This window comes from Deinococcus marmoris (genome assembly GCF_001949125.1).
GTDB lineage: Bacteria > Deinococcota > Deinococci > Deinococcales > Deinococcaceae > Deinococcus > Deinococcus marmoris_A.
The window spans coordinates 1-18164 of record NZ_MSTI01000063.1 but is presented as its reverse complement, the minus strand read 5'-3'; the positions used below and the strand labels follow the sequence as shown (position 1 = coordinate 18164).

Sequence of the window (18164 nt, the reverse complement as noted above, 5' to 3'; positions counted from 1 at the left end):
ACGCGGACAGATCAGGGGGAACCCCTGATCGTGGCGAGTAATGCCACAGCGGCCCGTCAAATTTTGAAGGGGTATGGCAAGCGCTGGAAAATCGAATGCCTGTTCAGAGCGCTGAAAACCAAAGGTTTCAATCTGGAGAATACGCATGTGACGCTTCCCGGCCATGTCAAGCGTCTGTTGTGCCTGCTGACTCTGGCCTACGTCTGGTGCGTCCTGGTCGGTATCAACCAGGACGCAGAGATCAAAAACCATGGGAGGCGAGCGTGGAGCGTCGTGACGCTGGGCCTCCGGTCGCTTGTCCGGGCCTGTTCCCGTCAGAGTGAAGTGTGAGCAGGTGAACTGCTCCATTTTATTCGGCTCTGGACCCTCCCCCAGATAGCCAATGGAGAAAGTGTCGGGTACTGAGGGAAGCGTGAAACTGAACCTCACATCTTCTCCCTGCTGGCCTCCTATGGTTGCCCGTTTTGCACTGTGACCACGAACTCGCACTCCAGCACGCCAGACTTAATGTCGGACGTATCACCACATTTCCCTTCGTTTCTGCACGCCTCAGGGGAATTTCAACGTCGAGTGAAGGTGTTCCTTCAGTTGAGCGGCAGGCATAGGCCGGGCGAAGAGATACCCCTGCCCGGCGGTGAGGCCCAGCTCGATCAACTGGGTGCGCTGCGCCTCGGTCTCGATGCCCTCAGCCACCACGGCCAGGCCAAGCGAGTGCCCCATCACCGCGATCGTTCGGACCAGTTCCCGGTTCTGATCCAGGGTAGCCACGAACGAGCGGTCGATCTTGAGCATCCGCAGAGGGAAGCGGTGCAGGCTGCTCAGGGACGAGGCCCCGATCCCGAAGTCGTCCACTACCAGTTCAACGCCCGCATCCCGAAGGGTCCGCAGCGTGGCGGCGTCGGTGTCCGCCGGGTGGGTCAACACCCGTTCCGTAATCTCGATCAGGACCTGCCAGGGCGCGGGCAGTGGCGTGGTGGCAAGCGGTGCCGTTACGGCGGCCACCTGCTTCAGGTGGGCCGCCGAGACGTTGACATTCAGCCACAGGGAGCGGTCCAGGGCACAGTCCAGCGGCCACTCGGCCAGTTGCCGCACCGCGGTCTGGAGCACCCATGCATCGAACTCTCCGATCAGTCCCAGTTCCTCGGCCAGCGGCACGAACGCCCCCGCAGGCAGCAGGCCCCGCTGTGGATGCTGCCAGCGAACCAGCGCCTCGAGGCCCAGCAGGTGTCCGCCCTGCAAGTCCACGATGGGTTGATAATGCACCACCAGTTCGTCACGCTCCAGGGCGTGCCGCAGATAGGCTTCCAGCTCCAACTGCCCCCGGAACTCGCCCCGCATCGACGGCTCAAACACGCGGGTGCCTGCTGGTCCACCCCGCTTGGCCTGGTACAGCGCCAGATCCACATCCTTGAGGATCTCTTCTGAAGAGAAATAGTCGGCGGTGACCAGCAAGACCCCACTCCCCATCTGAATGAACAGCTCCTGACCGCTCACGACGAACGGGACCTTCAGTGCCTCTTCCAGCCGGCGGATGACCTGGGAGACCAGCGCCTGACCCGCCACACCATGCAGCAGAACCGCGAACTCGTCGCCGCCCAGCCGCGCCACGCGATCGGTGGGCCGGACGACAGTGTGCAAGCGGCGGGCGAGTTCCCGGAGCATCTGATCACCGGCCGGATGCCCCAGGCTGTCGTTGATCCGCTTAAATCGGTCGATGTCGCAAAACAGCACCGCGAACGCTTCTCCCTGGGCGTGGAGCTCCCCCAACGCCAGCGCCAGATCTTCCTCGAACGCGGCCCGGTTGTGCAGGCCGGTCAGGGCGTCATGCCGCGCCTGATGCCTGAACTGCTCCGCCAGCACATGGAGATGCTGGGTGCTCTCGCGCACCCGGTCTTCCAGGCCAGCGTTCAGGACGCGCAGAGACTTCTGGGCCTCGAACAGTGGCGTCAGGTTCACGAGCGTCAGCAAAGAAGTGGGCTGATCCTGCGCTGAATCTGGCAGGGTCAGGGCCTGTAACTGCACCTCTAACTGCTCCTCGCTGCAGTGGATTACGCTGAACCGCTCAGAGGCGGCCCCCCCAGTAGTGTGCGGCAAAGTCTCCAGCAGGCGGTTGAACTCGGCCCGGTGCCCCGGGCCGATAAACTGCAAGAAGCGCCGATTGAGCAGGCGACCTCTGTCAAAGCCGAGGAGCTGTTCTCCCGCTTGATTGACGTTCAGGATGTGCGCGTGTTCATCCAGGGTGAAGTAGGCCGTCGGTGCGTGTTCGTAGAGCGTGTGGTAGAGCTGGTGTTCGCGTGCCAGCTCCGCGACGGTGCGCTGAAGCTCCTCGTTCTGCGCGGTCAGTTCGGCATGGTAAACCTGCAATTCGTGGGACAGGGCGGCGGCGGGCCATCCGTCCCAGAGCGGCAGCGGTGAGGTCAGGCGCACCTGATCTTCGGCTTTCTCGCGGAGGTCTTGCAGCTTGAGCAACGGCTTTGAATCAGTCATGCCACCTCCGGGAGAAGTCGGGTGCTCAGCGCAGAAGAGTTCCAGAATGAGATGGACCTGGACATTCGCCTGGTTAAAATGTAGATCATATTACCAAATGCCTCGGCTCTGGAGATGTGCATTCGGCCAGGAACTGCGCTCTCCTGACTCGGCGACTTGCATCAGAGAGCCTGTGATGTCGGTGGGTCAGTCTGACCGCTGCGCCTCGTCCCACCCGGCTCCATCTTTAAGCTGCTCGACGCTCAGGCTCCTGTTCTGCGTGACGTTCTCAAAAATCAGCGCGCTGCGGGTTTCCATCTCTCTGGCCCTGCGCCGATACTCCCCGGCCAGCCGGGCGTTCCCGGCCGCCTCAAACTCCATTCCGGTGTTCTCCAGCAACATGCTGGCCTCTTCCAGCGCCCGCAGGGTGGCCCACAGTTTGTCCTCGATGGCCTCCGTCACACTGACCAGCAGCGTGTCCCCGGTATACGCGTGACCGGTATGACAGCGGTAACGCGTGAAGCCCCCTTCCTGGATCTGCACCAGCACGCCGCCGCACTCCGGACAGGTCTGCGGCGTGACCTTGCCAAACTTCATGACGCCCTTCTTGAAAGCGTGGCCGCTGCTGGCGATGCTGATCTCGGTGGCCACCCGCTCTTTTGCCTGCTCATCAACCTCAGCCTCCCCCTGGATCTGCGCAGGCTCAGCCGTCAACCGGACCAGCAAGGCCGCAAGTTCCCGGCCGGGCACCACGTGATCAATCTTCACCTGATTCAAAGCGCTCGTCGGCATCGAGTCGAACTGGGCATCGAGTGGATCCTGGACAACGGTCGTGCCGCCGAAATGCTTGATGGCCCAGAGGCCAGAGGTCCCGTCATCCAGCAGGCCGGACAGCACCACCCCGATGACGTTCGGGCCGGCGCTGTACGCGGCCGAGCGGAACAGCGTGTCGACGGCGGGCCGCGACCGGTTTTCCTTGGGACCTCTGGTCAGGCTGAAGCGCCCGCCCTCGATCAGGAGGTGGTGATCGGGCGGCGCGCAGTAGATCCGGCCCGGCAGCACCGGATCGCCGCTCGCCGGGTGCGAGGCGGGGAGTGGCCCGGCGCGGCCCAGGATCTCGGGCAGAAAACTCGGCGCGTAGGCCGGGATGTGCATGACGATGCACACCGCTGCCGGGAAGTCGGCGGGCAGGCCAGCCGCGAGATCGAGCAGCGGCTGCATTCCTCCCGCCGAAGTTCCGATCACCACGATCCGGTGTGTCTCCATGCTTACAGTGTGAGGGCTACCAGCGGAAGGGGGCCTTAAGGTTCCTGAAGGCTGACGTCTGGTCAGACAGACCCCAGGGGAAATGGGCGGTCTGCCTGATCCGGCGGAGTGTGCTGCGCCGCGCTCAGCGCGCCCGGCAACTGCACCCAGAACACTGCGCCCTCCCCGGGAACCCCCTCGCCCCAGACCTGACCCTGCCAGTGCTCCACGATGCGCCGCACCAGGGCCAGCCCCAGACCCTGTCCCGGGAAGTCACGTTCGCTGTGCAGCCGCTCGAAGACCCCGAACAGGCGCTGTTCCTGCCGGGAATCAAAACCCACGCCGTTGTCGCGGACACTCAGCAGCACATGCGCCCCATTCACTTGCGCCCCCACATGGATACGGGCCACCGGGCGCGGTCTGGTGAACTTGACGGCGTTCGAGAGCAGATTTGTCAGGAGCATGTGCATGCTCTGGTGGTCCACCCGCAGGGTGGGCAGCGGATCGTGCGTCAACACCACCTGCCGGCCCCGCCGTTCGGGTTCCAGTTCGTGAAAAATCGTTTCGACCAGGCGGTTCAGGTTCAGTGAACGGGCCGGCTCTGTCGGCTGACCGCTCTGGTAGAAGTGGATCAGCGAGGTGGTCAGCGTCCCCAAATTCATGGCCGCCTGCGACAGGTTCTTCAGCAGTCTGGCGGTGACCGGGTCCGTCATCTGGTCCGTGGTCTGAAGGTGCTGGGCCAGCAGGACCGTGAAGCCCTCGACCTGGCGCTGTGGGGCACTCAGATCGTGCGTGATCGACCGCAAAAAGGTCTGCAACTCCTCGTGCAGATGCAGGGCCTGCGTGGCGTGCCACTGCGCGCTGCGCTGGGATTCCTTGAGTGCCGTGATGTCAGTCAGGACCATCCGGATCAGCGGAGCGGCTCCATCACGCAGGAAGGTGCATTCCAACTGCGCGTCCCAGTGCTGGCCGCTCTGCCTGAGCATGCGGAGTTCCAGGCGCGGCGGCCCCGCTGGCTCCAGATCAAGGAAGACCTGATCCAGAAACCGGGTCAGTTCGGCGCGCTGGTCCGCCTCCACGAACAGTGCGAAGTGACGCCCGACGAGCTGCCCGCAGGCCGCACCGAGCTGGGCACACCCGGTCGCGTTGATCCGCCCGATCAGCCCACCCTCGTCGCAGACCACGTACCCGACGGGGGCCAGCTCGAAGAGATCCGCGTAGCGGTTGCGGGCTTCCTCAAGTTCCATGTTGCTCTGGCGCAGCGCCTCATTCTGCTGTTCCAGCTCGCCCTGATGAACGTGGAGATCTTGCTGCTGCGCGGCGAAACGCCGTTCCAACTGGGCCAGGTGATTCATGGAACTCCTGCGCGGGCTGCCGGAAGGGCGGCGGCTGAATTCTCCTGGGGACGACGGAAAGAAAGGCAGATGGCCCGGTTCAAGGTGTGCGGCCCGGTGCGATGGCTTGAATGTCCCTTAACCTACCACCGCTGCGGCGCTGAATCGTGACCCAGGGTGGAGAAGCCATGTCCTGTCGCCGGATATTTCTGATCGGTTTGCGTCCTGCGCTTGCTGGCGGGGTGGGTCGACTCAGCATCCACGCCGCTGAGCTGAAGCCGTCCCGGCGGCACACCCGTCCAAGCTCAATCCTCTACTTGCGCCTGCGCCACTGCCCCGGACACCGGCTCCCCCGTCTCGATCATGGCCCGCAACCGTCGGCGCAGTTCCGGCAAGTCAACGTCCCCAGTGCCCGGCGTCGGCTCACCTTCCAGCAGCGTCAGCAGGGCCTGGCTGGCCGTCACGGCACGCAGATGCTGGTCCAGCAGCAGCAGGGGGTCATGGCGCGTATCCAGCGCCGCCCGGTTCAGGTTCAGCGACTCGACCAGTCGCCATTCCAGCGCCTTGACCACGGCGATGCTGGTCAGGGCCACCACCACGCCGTCGATGCGGTTGTCCGCCGTGCGGTAGGGCTGGATCTGGAGCAGGAACCACTCCCCGTCCTGGGTCTGCACCTGGGCCTCGTGGGGTTCCAGGGTCTTCAGCACCCTGTCGATGTCCGCCAGGAGTTCGTTCTGGCGCAGCAGGACGTTGAAGTCGTCCAGGGGCCGGCCCACGTCAGCCGGCGTCAGGCGCACCAGCCGGCCAATCGGCAGGGTGAAGCGCCGGATGGTCAGGTCATTTCCCAGAAAGAGAATGGCGGTGCCCGCCGTGTCCAGCAGGTTGTTCAGGTCATCGTTGGCGCGGGCCTGATCCTGGATGATGACCTGATGTTCGGCGTTCACAGTGCTCAGCTCCTCGTTGAGCGACTGGAGTTCCTCCTTCGAGGTCATCAGCTCCTCGTTGGTGCTCTGAAGCTCCTCGTGGCTGGTCTGGAGTTCCTCGTGGCTGACCCGCAGGTCCTCTATCGAGCGGGCCATCTCCTCGACCGAGGCCCGCAGCGCCTCACGGCCATGACGGAGTTCCAGTTCCAGGGCCAGGCGGTGACCGGCGTCGTCGGGACGCTCCGCCTCTACGGCGTTCCCGGCCTCTTCCACCTCTGCGGCAGCCTCGCTGATCTCCTGAAACGTGATCAACAGCGGCCCACCACTGGCGGGCTGGAGGGGCCGGACACTCAGGTCGAGCGTCTGGGCTTTCCCTGTCTGAGATTCTCCCGTCTGTGATTCCCCTGGCAGCGCGGCCACCAGCCCCCGGTACGTCACCTGCCGCTGCTCACGGTGGGCCTCGCGCACAGCGGAGCGCAGCGCCAGGCGCAGGCTGACCGGCACCATCTCGAACACGTTGTTCTGCACCTGTCCTGGCGGGATTTCCAGGTAGCGGCTGGCGTGTCCATGCACGAACAGCACCTCACCCTGCCCACTGACCACCACCGCCGGCGGGGCGTACTCGGCCAGCAGGGCGCTGTGCAACCGCGGGGCCAGATCAGAGCGGCCAGCGGACCCGACCTGGGCCAGCCCCTTCAGGACGGCCCCGCCACCGGGCGGCGTCTCTCTGGCGCGCGGCGAGAAGGGCGCGGCCAGTGACGGTCGGCCAGCTTCACCCTCGCCACGCCGGTAAATCTTCCAGCGCCGGTCGAGCGCGGTGAACCCCTGCTGATCGGTGCCGATCGACTCGCTGGCCCCGAGAAACAGCAGGCCGGCGGGTCTCAGGGCGTAGCGGAACAGCTCCAGGATCTGCCGTTGCAGCCCGGTGCCGACGTAGATCAGCAGGTTGCGGCAGCTCACCAGATCCAGGCGCGTGAACGGCGGGTCCGCGAAAGTGCTGTGGGCGGCGAAGACCACGCTGTCCCGGATCCCGGCCCGCACCTGATACTGCTCGCCGCTGAGCTGAAAAAAGCGTTGCAGACGCTCCTCTGATACGACGTAGGCGATGTCCCTGGGGTACAGGCCCTGCCGGGCGGTGTTCACGACCACCGGGTCGATGTCGGTCGCGAAGATCTGCACCCTGAGGAGGGGGCCACCTGGCCGTTCCCTGGCCAGCTCCGTGGTCAGTTCATGCAGCACGATGGCCACCGAGTACGCTTCCTCGCCGGTCGAGCAGGCCGCGACCCAGACCCTGAACGTGTCCTGCTCCTGTTGGTGCTCTTGCAGGACGCTTCTCAACTGGATTTTCAGGGCCTCGAAAGCCTCGGCGTCCCGGAAGAAGCTGGTGACGTTGATGGTGAAATCCTGAAACAGCGCCTCGATCTCGTCCGGTGACGTTTCCAGCACCCGGAGATAGTCGGAAACGTCCACGATTCCCCGCCCCTTCATGCGGCGGTCGATGCGTCGGACCAGCGTGGCGGGCTTGTAACGCGTGAAATCATGGCCGCTGCGGGCGCGGACCAGCCGCAGGATCGTTTGCAGCGGCGTACCGGATTCGCTCCCGCCCTGGCTGAGCGCCCGCTCGTCCAGCAGGTGGGTCATTTCAGTCAGGCCCACCAGACTGGCAGCGAGTTCCAGGGCGGGCAGCACGTCGTCCGCCAGCCCCGTGCCCGCCGCGCTGCGGGGCATGTCGGGGTACTCGGCGGTCTGTGGGTCCTCGATCAGCACCCGCCCGCCCAGCCGCTTGATGGCCCCGATGCCCCGCGTGCCGTCAGTGCCCAGACCCGACAGGACGATGCCCACCGCCCGCCCCTGCTGATCGGCGGCCAGCGACTCGAAGAAGTGGTCGATCACGTGGCCGCCCGCCAGGGCCAGGTCTCCAGGGTGAAGCGTTCCGCCCTCCAGACTCAGGCTGTGACCCGGAGGAATGACGTAAACATGGTTGGCCCGCAGGGACTGGCTGCCTGTGATCTGGACCACGGGCATGGGGGTGCAGCGCGCCAGAATGTCCGGCATCAGGCCCCGCGCGTTCGGGTCCAGGTGAGGCACCACCACGAAAGCCAGCCCGGTGCTGGGCGGCAGGCCCAGGAAGAAACGCTCGTAACTGTCCAGCGCGCCCGCCGACCCGCCGATGCCCACCACCCGCAGGGGAGGATTCAGTGGTGTCTGGGGGGAAGTGATGGAATCTTCAGTGATGATCGGGTCTCCTGGAGTGGCGGCGGGTTCAGCGAGCTGGGCGCGACCACGGAGAGGCCACCTGTTTCCACAGAGGTCAGCTTAGCCCTTCCGGGGCTTATGCCGTCCAACGGCCCCGGCTTTCACAGTGGCCCGGCAACTCCACGGACACCCGCGTCCGCACTGGATCAACATGCTTTTCCACCTGGGCCTCGCTTTTGGCCAGCGCCGCCTCACGCCGCGCAGGTTCGCGCTCTGGGCTTCAGACCGCGCGCTGATGTGCTGATCGGGTTACCGCCGCAGGGCAGCTCCCGCAGCATCGGCTGCGGCATGTGCCACCAGAACTTGAACCCTCGTTTTCGCAACACTCCAAACTCCAGATCCAGCAGGCATTCATGCGAGTTGGACAAAACTTCGCCCGTTGCCAGATGGAGTCTTTTGAAGAGCAGTAGTCCGGAAGGTTTTTGACGAATGGGCTGGGGATCGTCCATGTTGATGTGTGGCACCAAAACGGACGACTCCCTTCCAGATTCTAGCGGCCCTGCTCCCTGGAACCAGCCTGCGTTCCACCCAGGCCGCCTATCTTCAGGTACTTTTGGTGCTGTGGCTGGTCGTTCCTGGACGACTGAATTTCACCAATCTGGCCCGCTATGGCGGGCCATCTGAGCGAACCCATCGCGCCTGGTTCCAGAAACCAATGCCGTGGGTGGAGTTGAACACCAGCTTGATCTTGCAGATGCAAGATCAGCAGTGTCTGGGTAGGGAGAGCATCATTGGAATCGATGCTGTATTCATCGACAAAAATGGCCGCTGTACCCCTGGTGTGGCTCAGTTCTGGAGCGGCTGTCAGCAGCGTTCACTCTCTGGATTGGAAGGCTCGTGTGTGACATGGGTTGATCTGGACACCCAGCAGCCGTTCCCATTGTCCATCAGCCAGACGCCTACTGACTTGCCTGGGGAGCAGACGCGCACGGATGTCTACGCCCAGGACACGCTGAATACCTTGGCCCAACTCCCTCCTGCCATGCGCGAACAGGTGCTTGCTGTGGTGGGTGATGCGTACTATGCCAAGAGAAAGTTTGTTGACCCTGTGGCGGACGAAGGGCAGTTGCCCTTCGTCGGAAAGCTGCGCCGAGATGCCTCCCTCAAGCATCTCTATTTTGGCCCCAGGACAGGCCGCCGGGGACGCCCCAAAAAGTACGACGGCCAGGCAAGTTTGAGCGATTTCTCTCGCTGGGACGTGCTGCCCTGGATGGATGCCTGTACGGCATACACCACCGTGGTGTATGCCGTGGGACTCAAACGAGTGGTCCGGGTGGTGGCCCTGTTGTGGCCGGGCAAATCGGGAATGACGCTCGAACTGCTGTTCAGCACAGACCCCACGATGGATGCGGGCACCATCGTCAAGCTCTACCGCGCCCGTTTTGCGATGGAGTTTCCGTTCCGGGACGGCAAGCAATTTGCGGGCCTGGGTGATTGCCAGTCCCGTCAGGCTCAGGCGCTGCACTTCCACTGGAATATGGCGCTGCATAGCGTTTCTGTAGCCAGAGCCAGTCAGTTGATGAGCCAGCGGCAGCGGGCTGGCCCGCTGGTCTTCAGCATGGAAGACGAAAAACGCCGTGCCTATAACGAATTTTTCGCTGATCGAATTTTATCTCTGTTGCCTGGCGATCTGACTTGCGAAAAATTCGCCCCACAGATCGCCGACCTGCTGCTCCTGGGGGTCAAGGCTGCCTGAAACCTTCCGGACTACTGAAGAGAAAACAGCCACCCTTAAGTTGCGTCGTTTTCTCTCCTGGCCACCCGCTATTTGGACCCCCACAGCTCAGGGGCAGTTCACCACGTCGTCTTTAACCCCGATGGTCACGGGGCAGGAGCGGCCGTCCTTGAGGGTCAGCACGCCGGCCAGCGGCTGCGCAGACGCCGGCAGGATGGTCGTGCCAAACGCGTCCAGGTCATACTCGCCCAGGTCGCCCAGACTCACCGTCCCATACGCCGTCTCCTGACCTCCGAACTGGAAATCCACGAAGCGTGAGCGCCCGAAATTCCCACGCCAGTCGACCTTGATCGAACGCGACGTCGCGCCGGCCACCAGCAGAGAGGCTTCCTTGACACTGACCTCGATGGGCAGCGCTTTGAGATCGACACGAATGTCGATCTGGTCACTGGCCGTCACAGAAAAGACCAGTGCGCCCCCGGCGTCCGTGCGGCCTTTGTACATGCCGCCCACGAAAACGGGCAGACCGGCCACGCCGGTTTCCAGCACCACGGTCACATCATCCGTCCGGGCTGGACTGGCGTACAGGCGGCCGTTCGCGTAGACCAGCGCGCCCTGGATGCTGGCGCCCACCTGACCGTTGGTGGCCGCGTTCACCGCCACGTCCGCGAAGGTGCGCAGGCGGTATTCACCGGACAGCAGGCCGGCGCCGTACATCACCCGGAACTGCTGGCTGTCGGTGGGGCTGTAGGTGGCCGCCGCCGTCACGCCGGGGCCGGCCGGACTCAGCGTGGTGGCGATCTGGGCGTTCCACTGGGCGCTGGGCTGATAGCCCAGCGTGAGGCTGAGCTGCCGGCTGCGCCCGCTGATCTGACCGCCCACACTCAGGCGCACCTGGGGGGTCAGTTCTCCCGTGACCTGCGCCCGGCCGTACCACCCCTCCTGTCTCAGGTCATAGCCCACCGCCAGCCCCGTGGCCAGGCCGCCCAGCTTGGTCCCGGCAGCCGCCTCGACTCGAGCCTGCCGCACGTCCTGGAAGGGAATCACTGCGCCCACCCCCAGCCCAATCCCGCCCACCCGGCCCCGGTAGTTCAGGGTGGCCGCGTCCGTGAAATCAGAAAGGTTATGCAGGACACCCACCGTGAATGCCTGCGTCTCCGACGCGGCGGTCAGCGAGAGGGCCGCGCTGGACCGTCCGGCCTTGACGCCAAACTGGGTGTTGAGGGTCAGGGCGTTCGTCAGGCCGTACGACACGCGGCCATTGGCGTACGCGGCGTCCCCGAGCAGGCCGGCTTCCGCCACAGCCCGGTACCCTCCGCTGGGCAACACGGCAGCCGGAAACGAATAGTTGACTCCCACCTCCCGGCGTCCGGCGGCGTCCTCGATTACGGCCCGCACCGTCCCTGACGGGCCGGGTAGGGGTACCCCGGTGAACTGCACCCGGCCCGCCCCCAGCGTCCATTCGCCCAGCAGCAGTGGTCCCGCGATTAGCCGCACCTTCGCGGGCACTGGAAGGTCCACCGTGAACACGTCCAGAAACCGCAGGTTTGGTCCCACCAGTTGGGTCTGAACGCCACTGAAGCGCTCGGAGCCGTCGGTCAGGAGTGGGGCGATGTTCCAGCCTGCCTCTACACTGCTCTGCGGCCGGAGCTGGTACCGCGCGGAAAAGCTGGGTTCCACCGCCAGGGCCTGCGTCTGCGTGTTCGATTCGCTCACGCCCACCTGGGCGCTGAACCGGCCATTGGCATACGTGGCGTTCAGCGAACCGTTCTGATCGACGCCGCGCGTGCCGTCCCGCTGCGTGGCCAGGTGAAGGTCCAGCCCATAATCCAGGCCGTAGACCGGCAGGCTGGTGGCTTCCACCGCCGCCGGCATGGAGACCGGGAGGACGGACGTGGGCAACAGGCCCAACTGGGGTTCAAAGCTCAGCGTCTGGGCCTCGGGATCGTACCGGGGCGTCAGGGCTGGATTGAGCCGCGTGAACGCCACATCGTCACAGCTCAGGGTCTCCAGACCGTAACGCTCTTCCCCGCGCTGCAAGGCCCCCTGCTGCACCCACACGCTGCCGGTGTCCGCAGCGCCAGTCTCTACGGTGCCGGCCTCCGCCGTACCCACCCGGCGCAGGGAATAGATGCCCCGGCTCACGCCCTGAACCCGCACGTCGGCCAGATCCTCGGGGGCCGCGCAAAGCTCGGCCACTCCGACAGGCGCGCCCTGGGCCAGCGCCGGCGACGCACCCAGCGAGAAGAGGCCGAGCCACAGGCCCAGCATCAGGCTCCCCCTGCCCGGGCCTACGGCCCGGGCGGTCTCACGGCACATTGAGTGTGGCTCTCGTCGGTTTCTGGCCCACGTCCTCGGCGCTGAATTCAAGCACCCTGGCCCCCGTCAGGGTCGGCGGCAACTTCAGCTCCATGGTCGAGCCACTGAGCACATACTGGTTGCCCAGTTCGGCGCTCTGGCCCCCGCCCGACAGGCGGATATTGCGGAAGACCCCGTAGCCGTTACCCGTGTTGTTGAACACCAGATACGTCGCGCCGTCGCGCTGCACCGCGCTGAGCGCGACGTTGGGCTGTGCTCCCGCCTTCTCGGCGAACAGTGGCAGGCTGAACACGTAGCGGGGCGTGATCGTGACGCTGCTGCTGCCCGCCGCCGCCGGCTGTACCTGTTGCCGGATCATCAGCCGGAAGGTCACCGACGCCGCCGTGGGCGGACGGCGCAGCGCCACGCGCACCACCTGGCTGCGGCCCGGAGCCACCTTGAAGTTCATGGGACTGACCACCGCGTCCCGCGTGGGCACCAGCACTTCCTTGCCGTCCTTCTGGGTCCAGAGCAGCACTTCCGCCGTGAACTCGGCCGGCACCGTGTCGGTATTGGTGATGGTGGTCGACGTCGTGAGGCCCTGTGCAGGTTGCAGGTTGAGCAGCACGGGACTCAGCACGAATTTGGCGGCCTGGGCCGGACTGACCAGCGTCAGGAGGCACAGGAACAGGAACGCTCGTCTGAACTTCAACAGGGGATTTGCCAACATGGGATTCGCCTCGGTGGGGAAGGCCGCAGGGCCAGGGAAGAAGGGGCGGGGGAAGCGCGGGGGGCGGTGTGCCTTAAAACTCCACGGTCACGGTCAGGGTATCGGTGTACGTGCCGGTCGGCGCGCCCCACTGTCCACCCGGCACCGTCACGTTCAGGCTCAACACCCCGGCCAGCACGCGCAGTTGCGTGGCGTCCGGAATGAAATACGTCAGCGGGTCACTCCCGGAGCGCATCACGCCCAGGAAGCGGTTGGTGGCCAGGTCCACGGTGCCGTCCACGCTGCTGAGCTGCACGGCACTGACGACGCTGCCGCCGTCGCAGCTCACCGGCACCTGAATGTTCTGCGTCCAGTCCTGCACGTAGCCGTAGGTGTCCAGCGCGCTGGACACCGGCACGCCAAACCCGCAGGCGGCCTGGGCCGCGCCGCCCAGCAGCCAGCAGGCCAGCAGGCCGCCGCCGAAGATCCTGAACCGCCATTGCTGGGCCATCCTGGTCACCCCCTTCAGAACTCCACCGTGAAATCGACGGTGCCGCTATAAAACCCGGTCGGCGTACTGAACTGAGCGGCCTGCGGCCACCCGGAACGCACCACGGACACGTAGCGGGTTGCCCCCTTGAACGCGCCGTTTGGAACGGTGTTCGATCCGCCCACCGTGTACCACACCAGCGCGTTGACGGTAGGATTGTTTGCCACGCCGTCCAGCGCGAGTGGAATGGTGACGGCTGACGCCCTCGTGGTGGCCAGGGCACTGCCGCCGATTTTGCGGGCGGACAGAGGCGTGCCCTTGTTGCAGTACACGCTGATTGAGACCTGGGCCTGGTCGGCGACGTATGTGCTGGCCAGCGCAGCCTCGTAGTCAGGCAGATCAATGGTGGGGCTGTTGTTGGCGGTGTCGAACTGACAGGCCGACTGCGTGGTGGCGTTGACCGGAATGGTGGCGGTGGCGGAAGCGGCCAGGGCGGACGGAACAAGAAGAAGCGGAAGAAGCGCGGTGACGACTTTAAACATGGGTGACTCCACAAAGAGAGGGTGGCTGGAGGTCAGTTTAGCGTGTGGAAGCCGGTCCACACCTGGAACACCGAAGACTGGGGGGACAGGCGCGAGTTTGTTCACATTCAACGTGGAGAGCGCCAGGGAAAGTCTTTCCCTGGCGCTCTCCCCGTTTGAGAACGGTTGGGTCTATGCGGACCGCACACTTCTGCTGAACAACGGTTAATCCGGGGTGTGAACCGAGACGTCCAGATCGTCGATGTGGAGATAGTCGTCACCCGAGCACGTCACGCGGGCCACATTCTTCCACCCCAGGACCCGGGTTTCAAAGGGCGCACCGTAATTTGTAGCGTTTGTAAACTCGGCGCTGCCGATCAGCCCCCCAAGACTGTCATAGCCGAATATCGTTACTGGTGCACCGAGATTTCCAGCAGTAATCGACTGAAGATCGAAGAGTTGTCCCGTGGTTGTTTCAAAATACGTGAGACTCTCTTGCTGATAACATGCCATGAGTAATCCGCCATGACCCTGAGGGAGACTCCAGATATTATTGGTAATATATATTTCGGGAGCACTAAATTTGAAGCCTTTCTCAGTATAGATCCCGTCTACAGGCTGATAACCGTTCCACTGCATTCCGGCGGCGTACTCATCAAAGAAACCCATGACGTTGGGGCTGGAGACCACGGTGGCCTGGAAGCTCGACGTTTTGACGTTGGTGCCGCAGGTCAGCGTGATGGTGTAAGCGCCACTCTGCGTGTAGGTGTGGTTCTGCTGATCGGTGGCCACCGTGCTGGGCGTGTTGATCGACTGCGTGCCGCTGTCGCCCCAGTCCAGCGTGCAACCCGTGGCGGTGGGAAAGGTGGTCTTCAGGTACGCGCGGGCGCTGCTGTCGTTGACCCTGAGCACGTTCAGGTACGACTTGGGGGCAGCCCCCTGGGCGGTCAGTTGACCGCCCATTCCCAGCGCGGCCAGGTCACGCTCGACGCCGGCTTCAAAGCGGGCGATGTCGGCGGCGCTGGCGGTGCCTGTCGCCACACTGGACGGCAGGGCCGCAGAGCTAGACGCGGCAGGGCCAGATGCGGCGGAGGGGGGAGAGGGCTGGCCGCAGGCGGCGAGCAGCAGGGGAAGCAGGAGGAGGGATGCAATTCGTTTCATAAGGCTAAACCTCTCTGAACTATGGCGTTGCCCCGCTCGAAATGGTAATTCGAAAGAAATCTGGGGGCGATATCAGCCGTTGAACCTATTCCACCCGCTTTCTATACTGTACTTTGCCAGTAGATTGCGGGCGGAAGGTGGGGTGCATGATCAAGTGAAAATAATCAGGGGGCCTGGACCGAGACGTCCAGATCGTCGATGTGGAGATAGTCGTCACCCGAACACGTCACGCGGGCCACATTCTTCCACCCGAGAACCCGGGTTTCGAAGGGCGCACCGTAATTTGTAGCGTTTGTAAACTCGGCGCTGCCGATCAGCCCCCCAAGACTGTCATAGCCGAATATCGTTACTGGTGCACCGAGATTTCCAGCAGTAATCGACTGAAGATCGAAGAGTTGCCCCGTGGTTGTTTCAAAATACGTGAGACTCTCTTGCTGATAACAGTACATGAGTAATCCGCCATGACCCTGAGGGAGACTCCAGATGGTATTGGTAATATAGTTCTCGGGAGAAGCAAATTTGAAGCCTTTCTCAATATAAGACTGGCCTACCTCTGTAATAGAATTCCCTAAACTTCCAGCATACTCATCAAAGAATCCCATGACGTTGGGGCTGGAGACCACGGTGGTCTGGAAGCTGGAGGTTTTGACAGTGGTGCCGCAGGTCAGCGTGATGGTGTAAGCGCCACTCTGCGCGTAGGTGTGGTCTTGCTTATCGGTCGCCACCGTGCTGGGTGTGCTGATCGACTGCGTGCTGCTGTCGCCCCAGTCCAGCGTGCAACCCGTCGCGGTGGGGAAGGTGGTCTTCAGGTACGCGCGGGCACTGCTGTCGTTGACCCTGAGCACGTTCAGATACGACTTGGGGGCAGCCCCCTGGGCGGTCAGTTGACCGCCCATTCCCAGCGCGGCCAGGTCACGCTCGACGCCGGCTTCAAAGCGGGCGATGTCGGCGGCGCTGGCGGTGCCCGTCATCACACTGGACGGCAGGGCGGCGGAGTTGGACGCGGCAGGGCCAGATGCGACGGAGGGGGGAGAGGGCTGGCCGCAGGCGGCCAGCAGCAGGGGAAGCAGGAACAGGGGAGCAGTGCGTTTCACAGTCTTGACCTCAGGTCTTCAGAGCGCCGACTTACCAGCCGACGAAGTAGTCGAACGTGGCGCTGTAGGCACCGACTGCGGCGGTCCATTGACCCGGTTCGGCGGTGGCCGTGATGCCGAAGGTGAGCCGGCTGCCGTCCGTGGCGTCAGAACTCTGGATGATCGGATCGAATTCCGTGTCCAGCTTGACCTGAAGCACCTGACCACCGGGGCCGATCAGGTCCACCGTGCCGTCCGCATTCGCCTGCGTGTCGTTCCAGTAGCCTGCCAGGAAGGTGGTGTCCTGGTTGCAGTGCACGCTGACATCGCTCCCGCCCGTGATGGCGGTGGCGCTGGCAGCCTCGTAGCTGAACGTGATCGAGGGCGCGGCGGTGATTTCACAGGCGTCCTGCACATTGGCGTTGATCGCGATGGGGGCGGAGGGACCGATGGGAATGGCGGTGGCCACACCCAACGCGGCGGCCAGCAGGACGGGAACAAATTTCAGACGCATACGGCTCCTTGAATACACAGGTCAGAACACAGGGGGCGGCCCAGCAGGCGGGCGGGCCGCAGGATCACGGTTGGAGGCAGGCTCAGAACGTGACGTTGATGTCGACGGTGCCGGTGTAATCGGCGGCGGTCGGCACGCCCCACTGGCCAGAGGCCGCGCTGGCCGTCAGGCTGTAGACGACCTGGTCAGCGCCGGCATAGCCGCCCGTCCCGGCCCCAGCGTTCGGCGTGGCGGACAGTGTGTATGTGGTGTTGAGGACGCCGCTGGTGCTCGCGCTGGTCAGGGCGACAGTGCCATCAGCGGCGGGGGTGGCCGTCAGGACGGTGCCCGCGTTGCAGTACAGGGTGGCTCCACCGCTCACGGTGTCGCTGGTTCCAGTCAGGGCGTCATAGTTGAAGCTGGCGGGGGCAGTAACACCACTGTCGAAAATGCAGGAGGACAGCACGTTGGCGTTGATGGTGATGGACGTACTGGCGGTTCCGGCGACGGCGGTAGACAGCAGGGCAGCGGACAGGGCAGCAACAACAAACTTTTTCATGGTGATCTCCTTGAGGCGACACGGCGAGAACAAAAGTTTTTCCGCTCCAGCGTGAAGATGAGGGCTTAAACTTTCCATGAATTTAGAATGAGTGTTGTCTCAAAAATCTGACATTGTTGACTCAGCGTTGCTTTAGCCTGAGTCCCGAATTCAGGGCATTGATCTGGTCAGGGCTGGAAGGCTGTCTACTGACTCTGGGCACGGTGGACAGATGGCCGCAACCCGAAGGTGGGCTGCGGGCTTCATTGCGGGTCTGGATGGGGGCGGTAACGGGACGGCGCTGGTGCGCGCGGTAACCGATCTGGGCCAGGTATTGGACCTGATGACCGTGGGCATCGAGACCAGGCAGCAGTAGGCGCAGGTCCGCGCCTTGGGCTTCGCGCTGGCGCAGGGGGCGGGGCTGCTGGTCACCACCAGGATCTATGCTACAGCCACGGTGACAGCCTGAGCAGCGTGCTGGACAACCTGCTGGTCTCGCTCGGCCAGCGCCTGCACACGCATCTGGAACACCTGCTGCGGCATTCAGGAGCAATCAATTTTGTACTGGTTTTCCAATGCTCTGGAAATTGCAACTTGAGTCACTAAAGTAATCCGCCGTTCCAGTTCTCAGATGCCCCCAATATGGCGAGCGATTTCAGATTGAGGAAGGCTTTCTGGATGAGAAAAGTGGTTTGTTCGGGTTGGAAGGTTCCAAAGTGCGAGATGCACCCAGTCTCGAACGCTTGGTGACCGTGCTGGCCGTAGCGACCGTGCTGCTCGTGTCCGAAGGCATTGAGGTGGTGCAGCGTGGGGATCGACGTGTCGTCGATCCCCACTGGCAGCGGGCGCTGAGCTACCTCAAGATCGGTCTCCGGGCGGTTCATTACGCGCTGAGCCGTGGTCAGGTGGTGTTCGCGCGCCTGACGCTCCAAGGGGGGCCTGACCCTGAGCCACTGGGTCAGCGGAAACGCCCCCATGCCCC

General features: G+C 63.8%; 17 protein-coding genes. 3 read left to right on the top strand and 14 right to left on the bottom strand.

The genetic code is table 11. The features are described 5' to 3' along the window. The coding region (locus BOO71_RS09050) for a transposase (protein ID WP_139322854.1) at positions 1 to 330 on the top strand (330 nt) is incomplete at its 5' end. Positions 331 to 549: 219 nt separating this feature from the next. Here BOO71_RS09050 and BOO71_RS27765 read toward each other — a convergent pair. The 5 genes from BOO71_RS27765 to BOO71_RS26900 form a co-directional block, all read right to left on the bottom strand. Continuing rightward, on the bottom strand, positions 550 to 2487 hold the full coding sequence (locus BOO71_RS27765; protein WP_175607412.1) for a putative bifunctional diguanylate cyclase/phosphodiesterase: 1938 nt from the start codon (positions 2485 to 2487) through the stop codon (positions 550 to 552). A gap of 186 nt (positions 2488 to 2673) precedes the next feature. Then, positions 2674 to 3732 carry a chemotaxis protein CheB gene (locus BOO71_RS09035; protein ID WP_075831613.1) on the bottom strand — a complete coding sequence of 353 codons (1059 nt, stop codon included), beginning with the start codon at positions 3730 to 3732 and terminating at the stop codon, positions 2674 to 2676. 62 nt (positions 3733 to 3794) lie between these two features. Continuing rightward, a complete protein-coding gene (locus tag BOO71_RS09030) occupies positions 3795 to 5066 on the bottom strand; it encodes a sensor histidine kinase (protein ID WP_075831612.1) in 1272 nt (423 codons plus the stop codon). A 284-nt stretch (positions 5067 to 5350) separates the two neighbouring features. Beyond that, complete coding sequence (locus BOO71_RS09025) at positions 5351 to 8146, bottom strand: CheR family methyltransferase (protein ID WP_139322853.1); 2796 nt, start codon at positions 8144 to 8146, stop codon at positions 5351 to 5353. Positions 8147 to 8415: 269 nt separating this feature from the next. Beyond that, the gene (locus BOO71_RS26900; RefSeq protein ID WP_139322852.1) at positions 8416 to 8673 is read right to left on the bottom strand and encodes a hypothetical protein; all 258 of its coding nucleotides are present in this window, start codon (positions 8671 to 8673) and stop codon (positions 8416 to 8418) included. An 8-nt stretch (positions 8674 to 8681) separates the two neighbouring features. On the opposite strand from BOO71_RS26900, the gene BOO71_RS09020 reads away from it, so the two are divergent. Then, positions 8682 to 9920 (top strand): transposase, encoded by a 1239-nt coding sequence (locus BOO71_RS09020; protein WP_075831610.1) that lies wholly within the window; start codon positions 8682 to 8684, stop codon positions 9918 to 9920. 87 nt (positions 9921 to 10007) lie between these two features. On the opposite strand, the gene BOO71_RS09015 is transcribed toward BOO71_RS09020, so the two are convergent. The 8 genes from BOO71_RS09015 to BOO71_RS08980 all read right to left on the bottom strand — a co-directional run bounded on the left by BOO71_RS09015 (position 10008) and on the right by BOO71_RS08980 (position 17203). Continuing rightward, a complete protein-coding gene (locus tag BOO71_RS09015) occupies positions 10008 to 12170 on the bottom strand; it encodes a hypothetical protein (RefSeq protein ID WP_139322851.1) in 2163 nt (720 codons plus the stop codon). A gap of 37 nt (positions 12171 to 12207) precedes the next feature. Further along, on the bottom strand, positions 12208 to 12927 hold the full coding sequence (locus tag BOO71_RS09010) for a fimbrial biogenesis chaperone (protein WP_075831608.1): 720 nt from the start codon (positions 12925 to 12927) through the stop codon (positions 12208 to 12210). Positions 12928 to 13000: 73 nt separating this feature from the next. Further along, positions 13001 to 13417 carry a hypothetical protein gene (locus tag BOO71_RS09005; protein WP_075831607.1) on the bottom strand — a complete coding sequence of 139 codons (417 nt, stop codon included), beginning with the start codon at positions 13415 to 13417 and terminating at the stop codon, positions 13001 to 13003. Positions 13418 to 13431: 14 nt separating this feature from the next. Further along, entirely contained in the window at positions 13432 to 13938 is a 507-nt protein-coding gene (locus BOO71_RS09000) for a hypothetical protein (RefSeq protein ID WP_075831606.1), read from the bottom strand. Positions 13939 to 14142: 204 nt separating this feature from the next. After that, positions 14143 to 15078 carry a PKD domain-containing protein gene (locus tag BOO71_RS08995; RefSeq protein WP_075831605.1) on the bottom strand — a complete coding sequence of 312 codons (936 nt, stop codon included), beginning with the start codon at positions 15076 to 15078 and terminating at the stop codon, positions 14143 to 14145. Between the two features lie 164 nt (positions 15079 to 15242). After that, entirely contained in the window at positions 15243 to 16172 is a 930-nt protein-coding gene (locus BOO71_RS08990; protein WP_075831604.1) for a hypothetical protein, read from the bottom strand. Positions 16173 to 16203: 31 nt separating this feature from the next. Continuing rightward, positions 16204 to 16665, bottom strand: a complete 462-nt coding sequence (locus BOO71_RS08985; protein ID WP_075831603.1) for a spore coat protein U domain-containing protein — start codon at positions 16663 to 16665, stop codon at positions 16204 to 16206. 82 nt (positions 16666 to 16747) lie between these two features. Beyond that, complete coding sequence (locus tag BOO71_RS08980) at positions 16748 to 17203, bottom strand: hypothetical protein (protein WP_075831602.1); 456 nt, start codon at positions 17201 to 17203, stop codon at positions 16748 to 16750. 211 nt (positions 17204 to 17414) lie between these two features. Between BOO71_RS08980 and BOO71_RS26895 the strand changes: the two genes are divergently transcribed. Next, on the top strand, positions 17415 to 17558 hold the full coding sequence (locus BOO71_RS26895; RefSeq protein ID WP_139322850.1) for an EAL domain-containing protein: 144 nt from the start codon (positions 17415 to 17417) through the stop codon (positions 17556 to 17558). A gap of 226 nt (positions 17559 to 17784) precedes the next feature. Here BOO71_RS26895 and BOO71_RS27760 read toward each other — a convergent pair. Beyond that, positions 17785 to 18164: hypothetical protein (locus BOO71_RS27760; RefSeq protein ID WP_175607411.1), on the bottom strand; the 380-nt coding region annotated here is incomplete at its 5' end.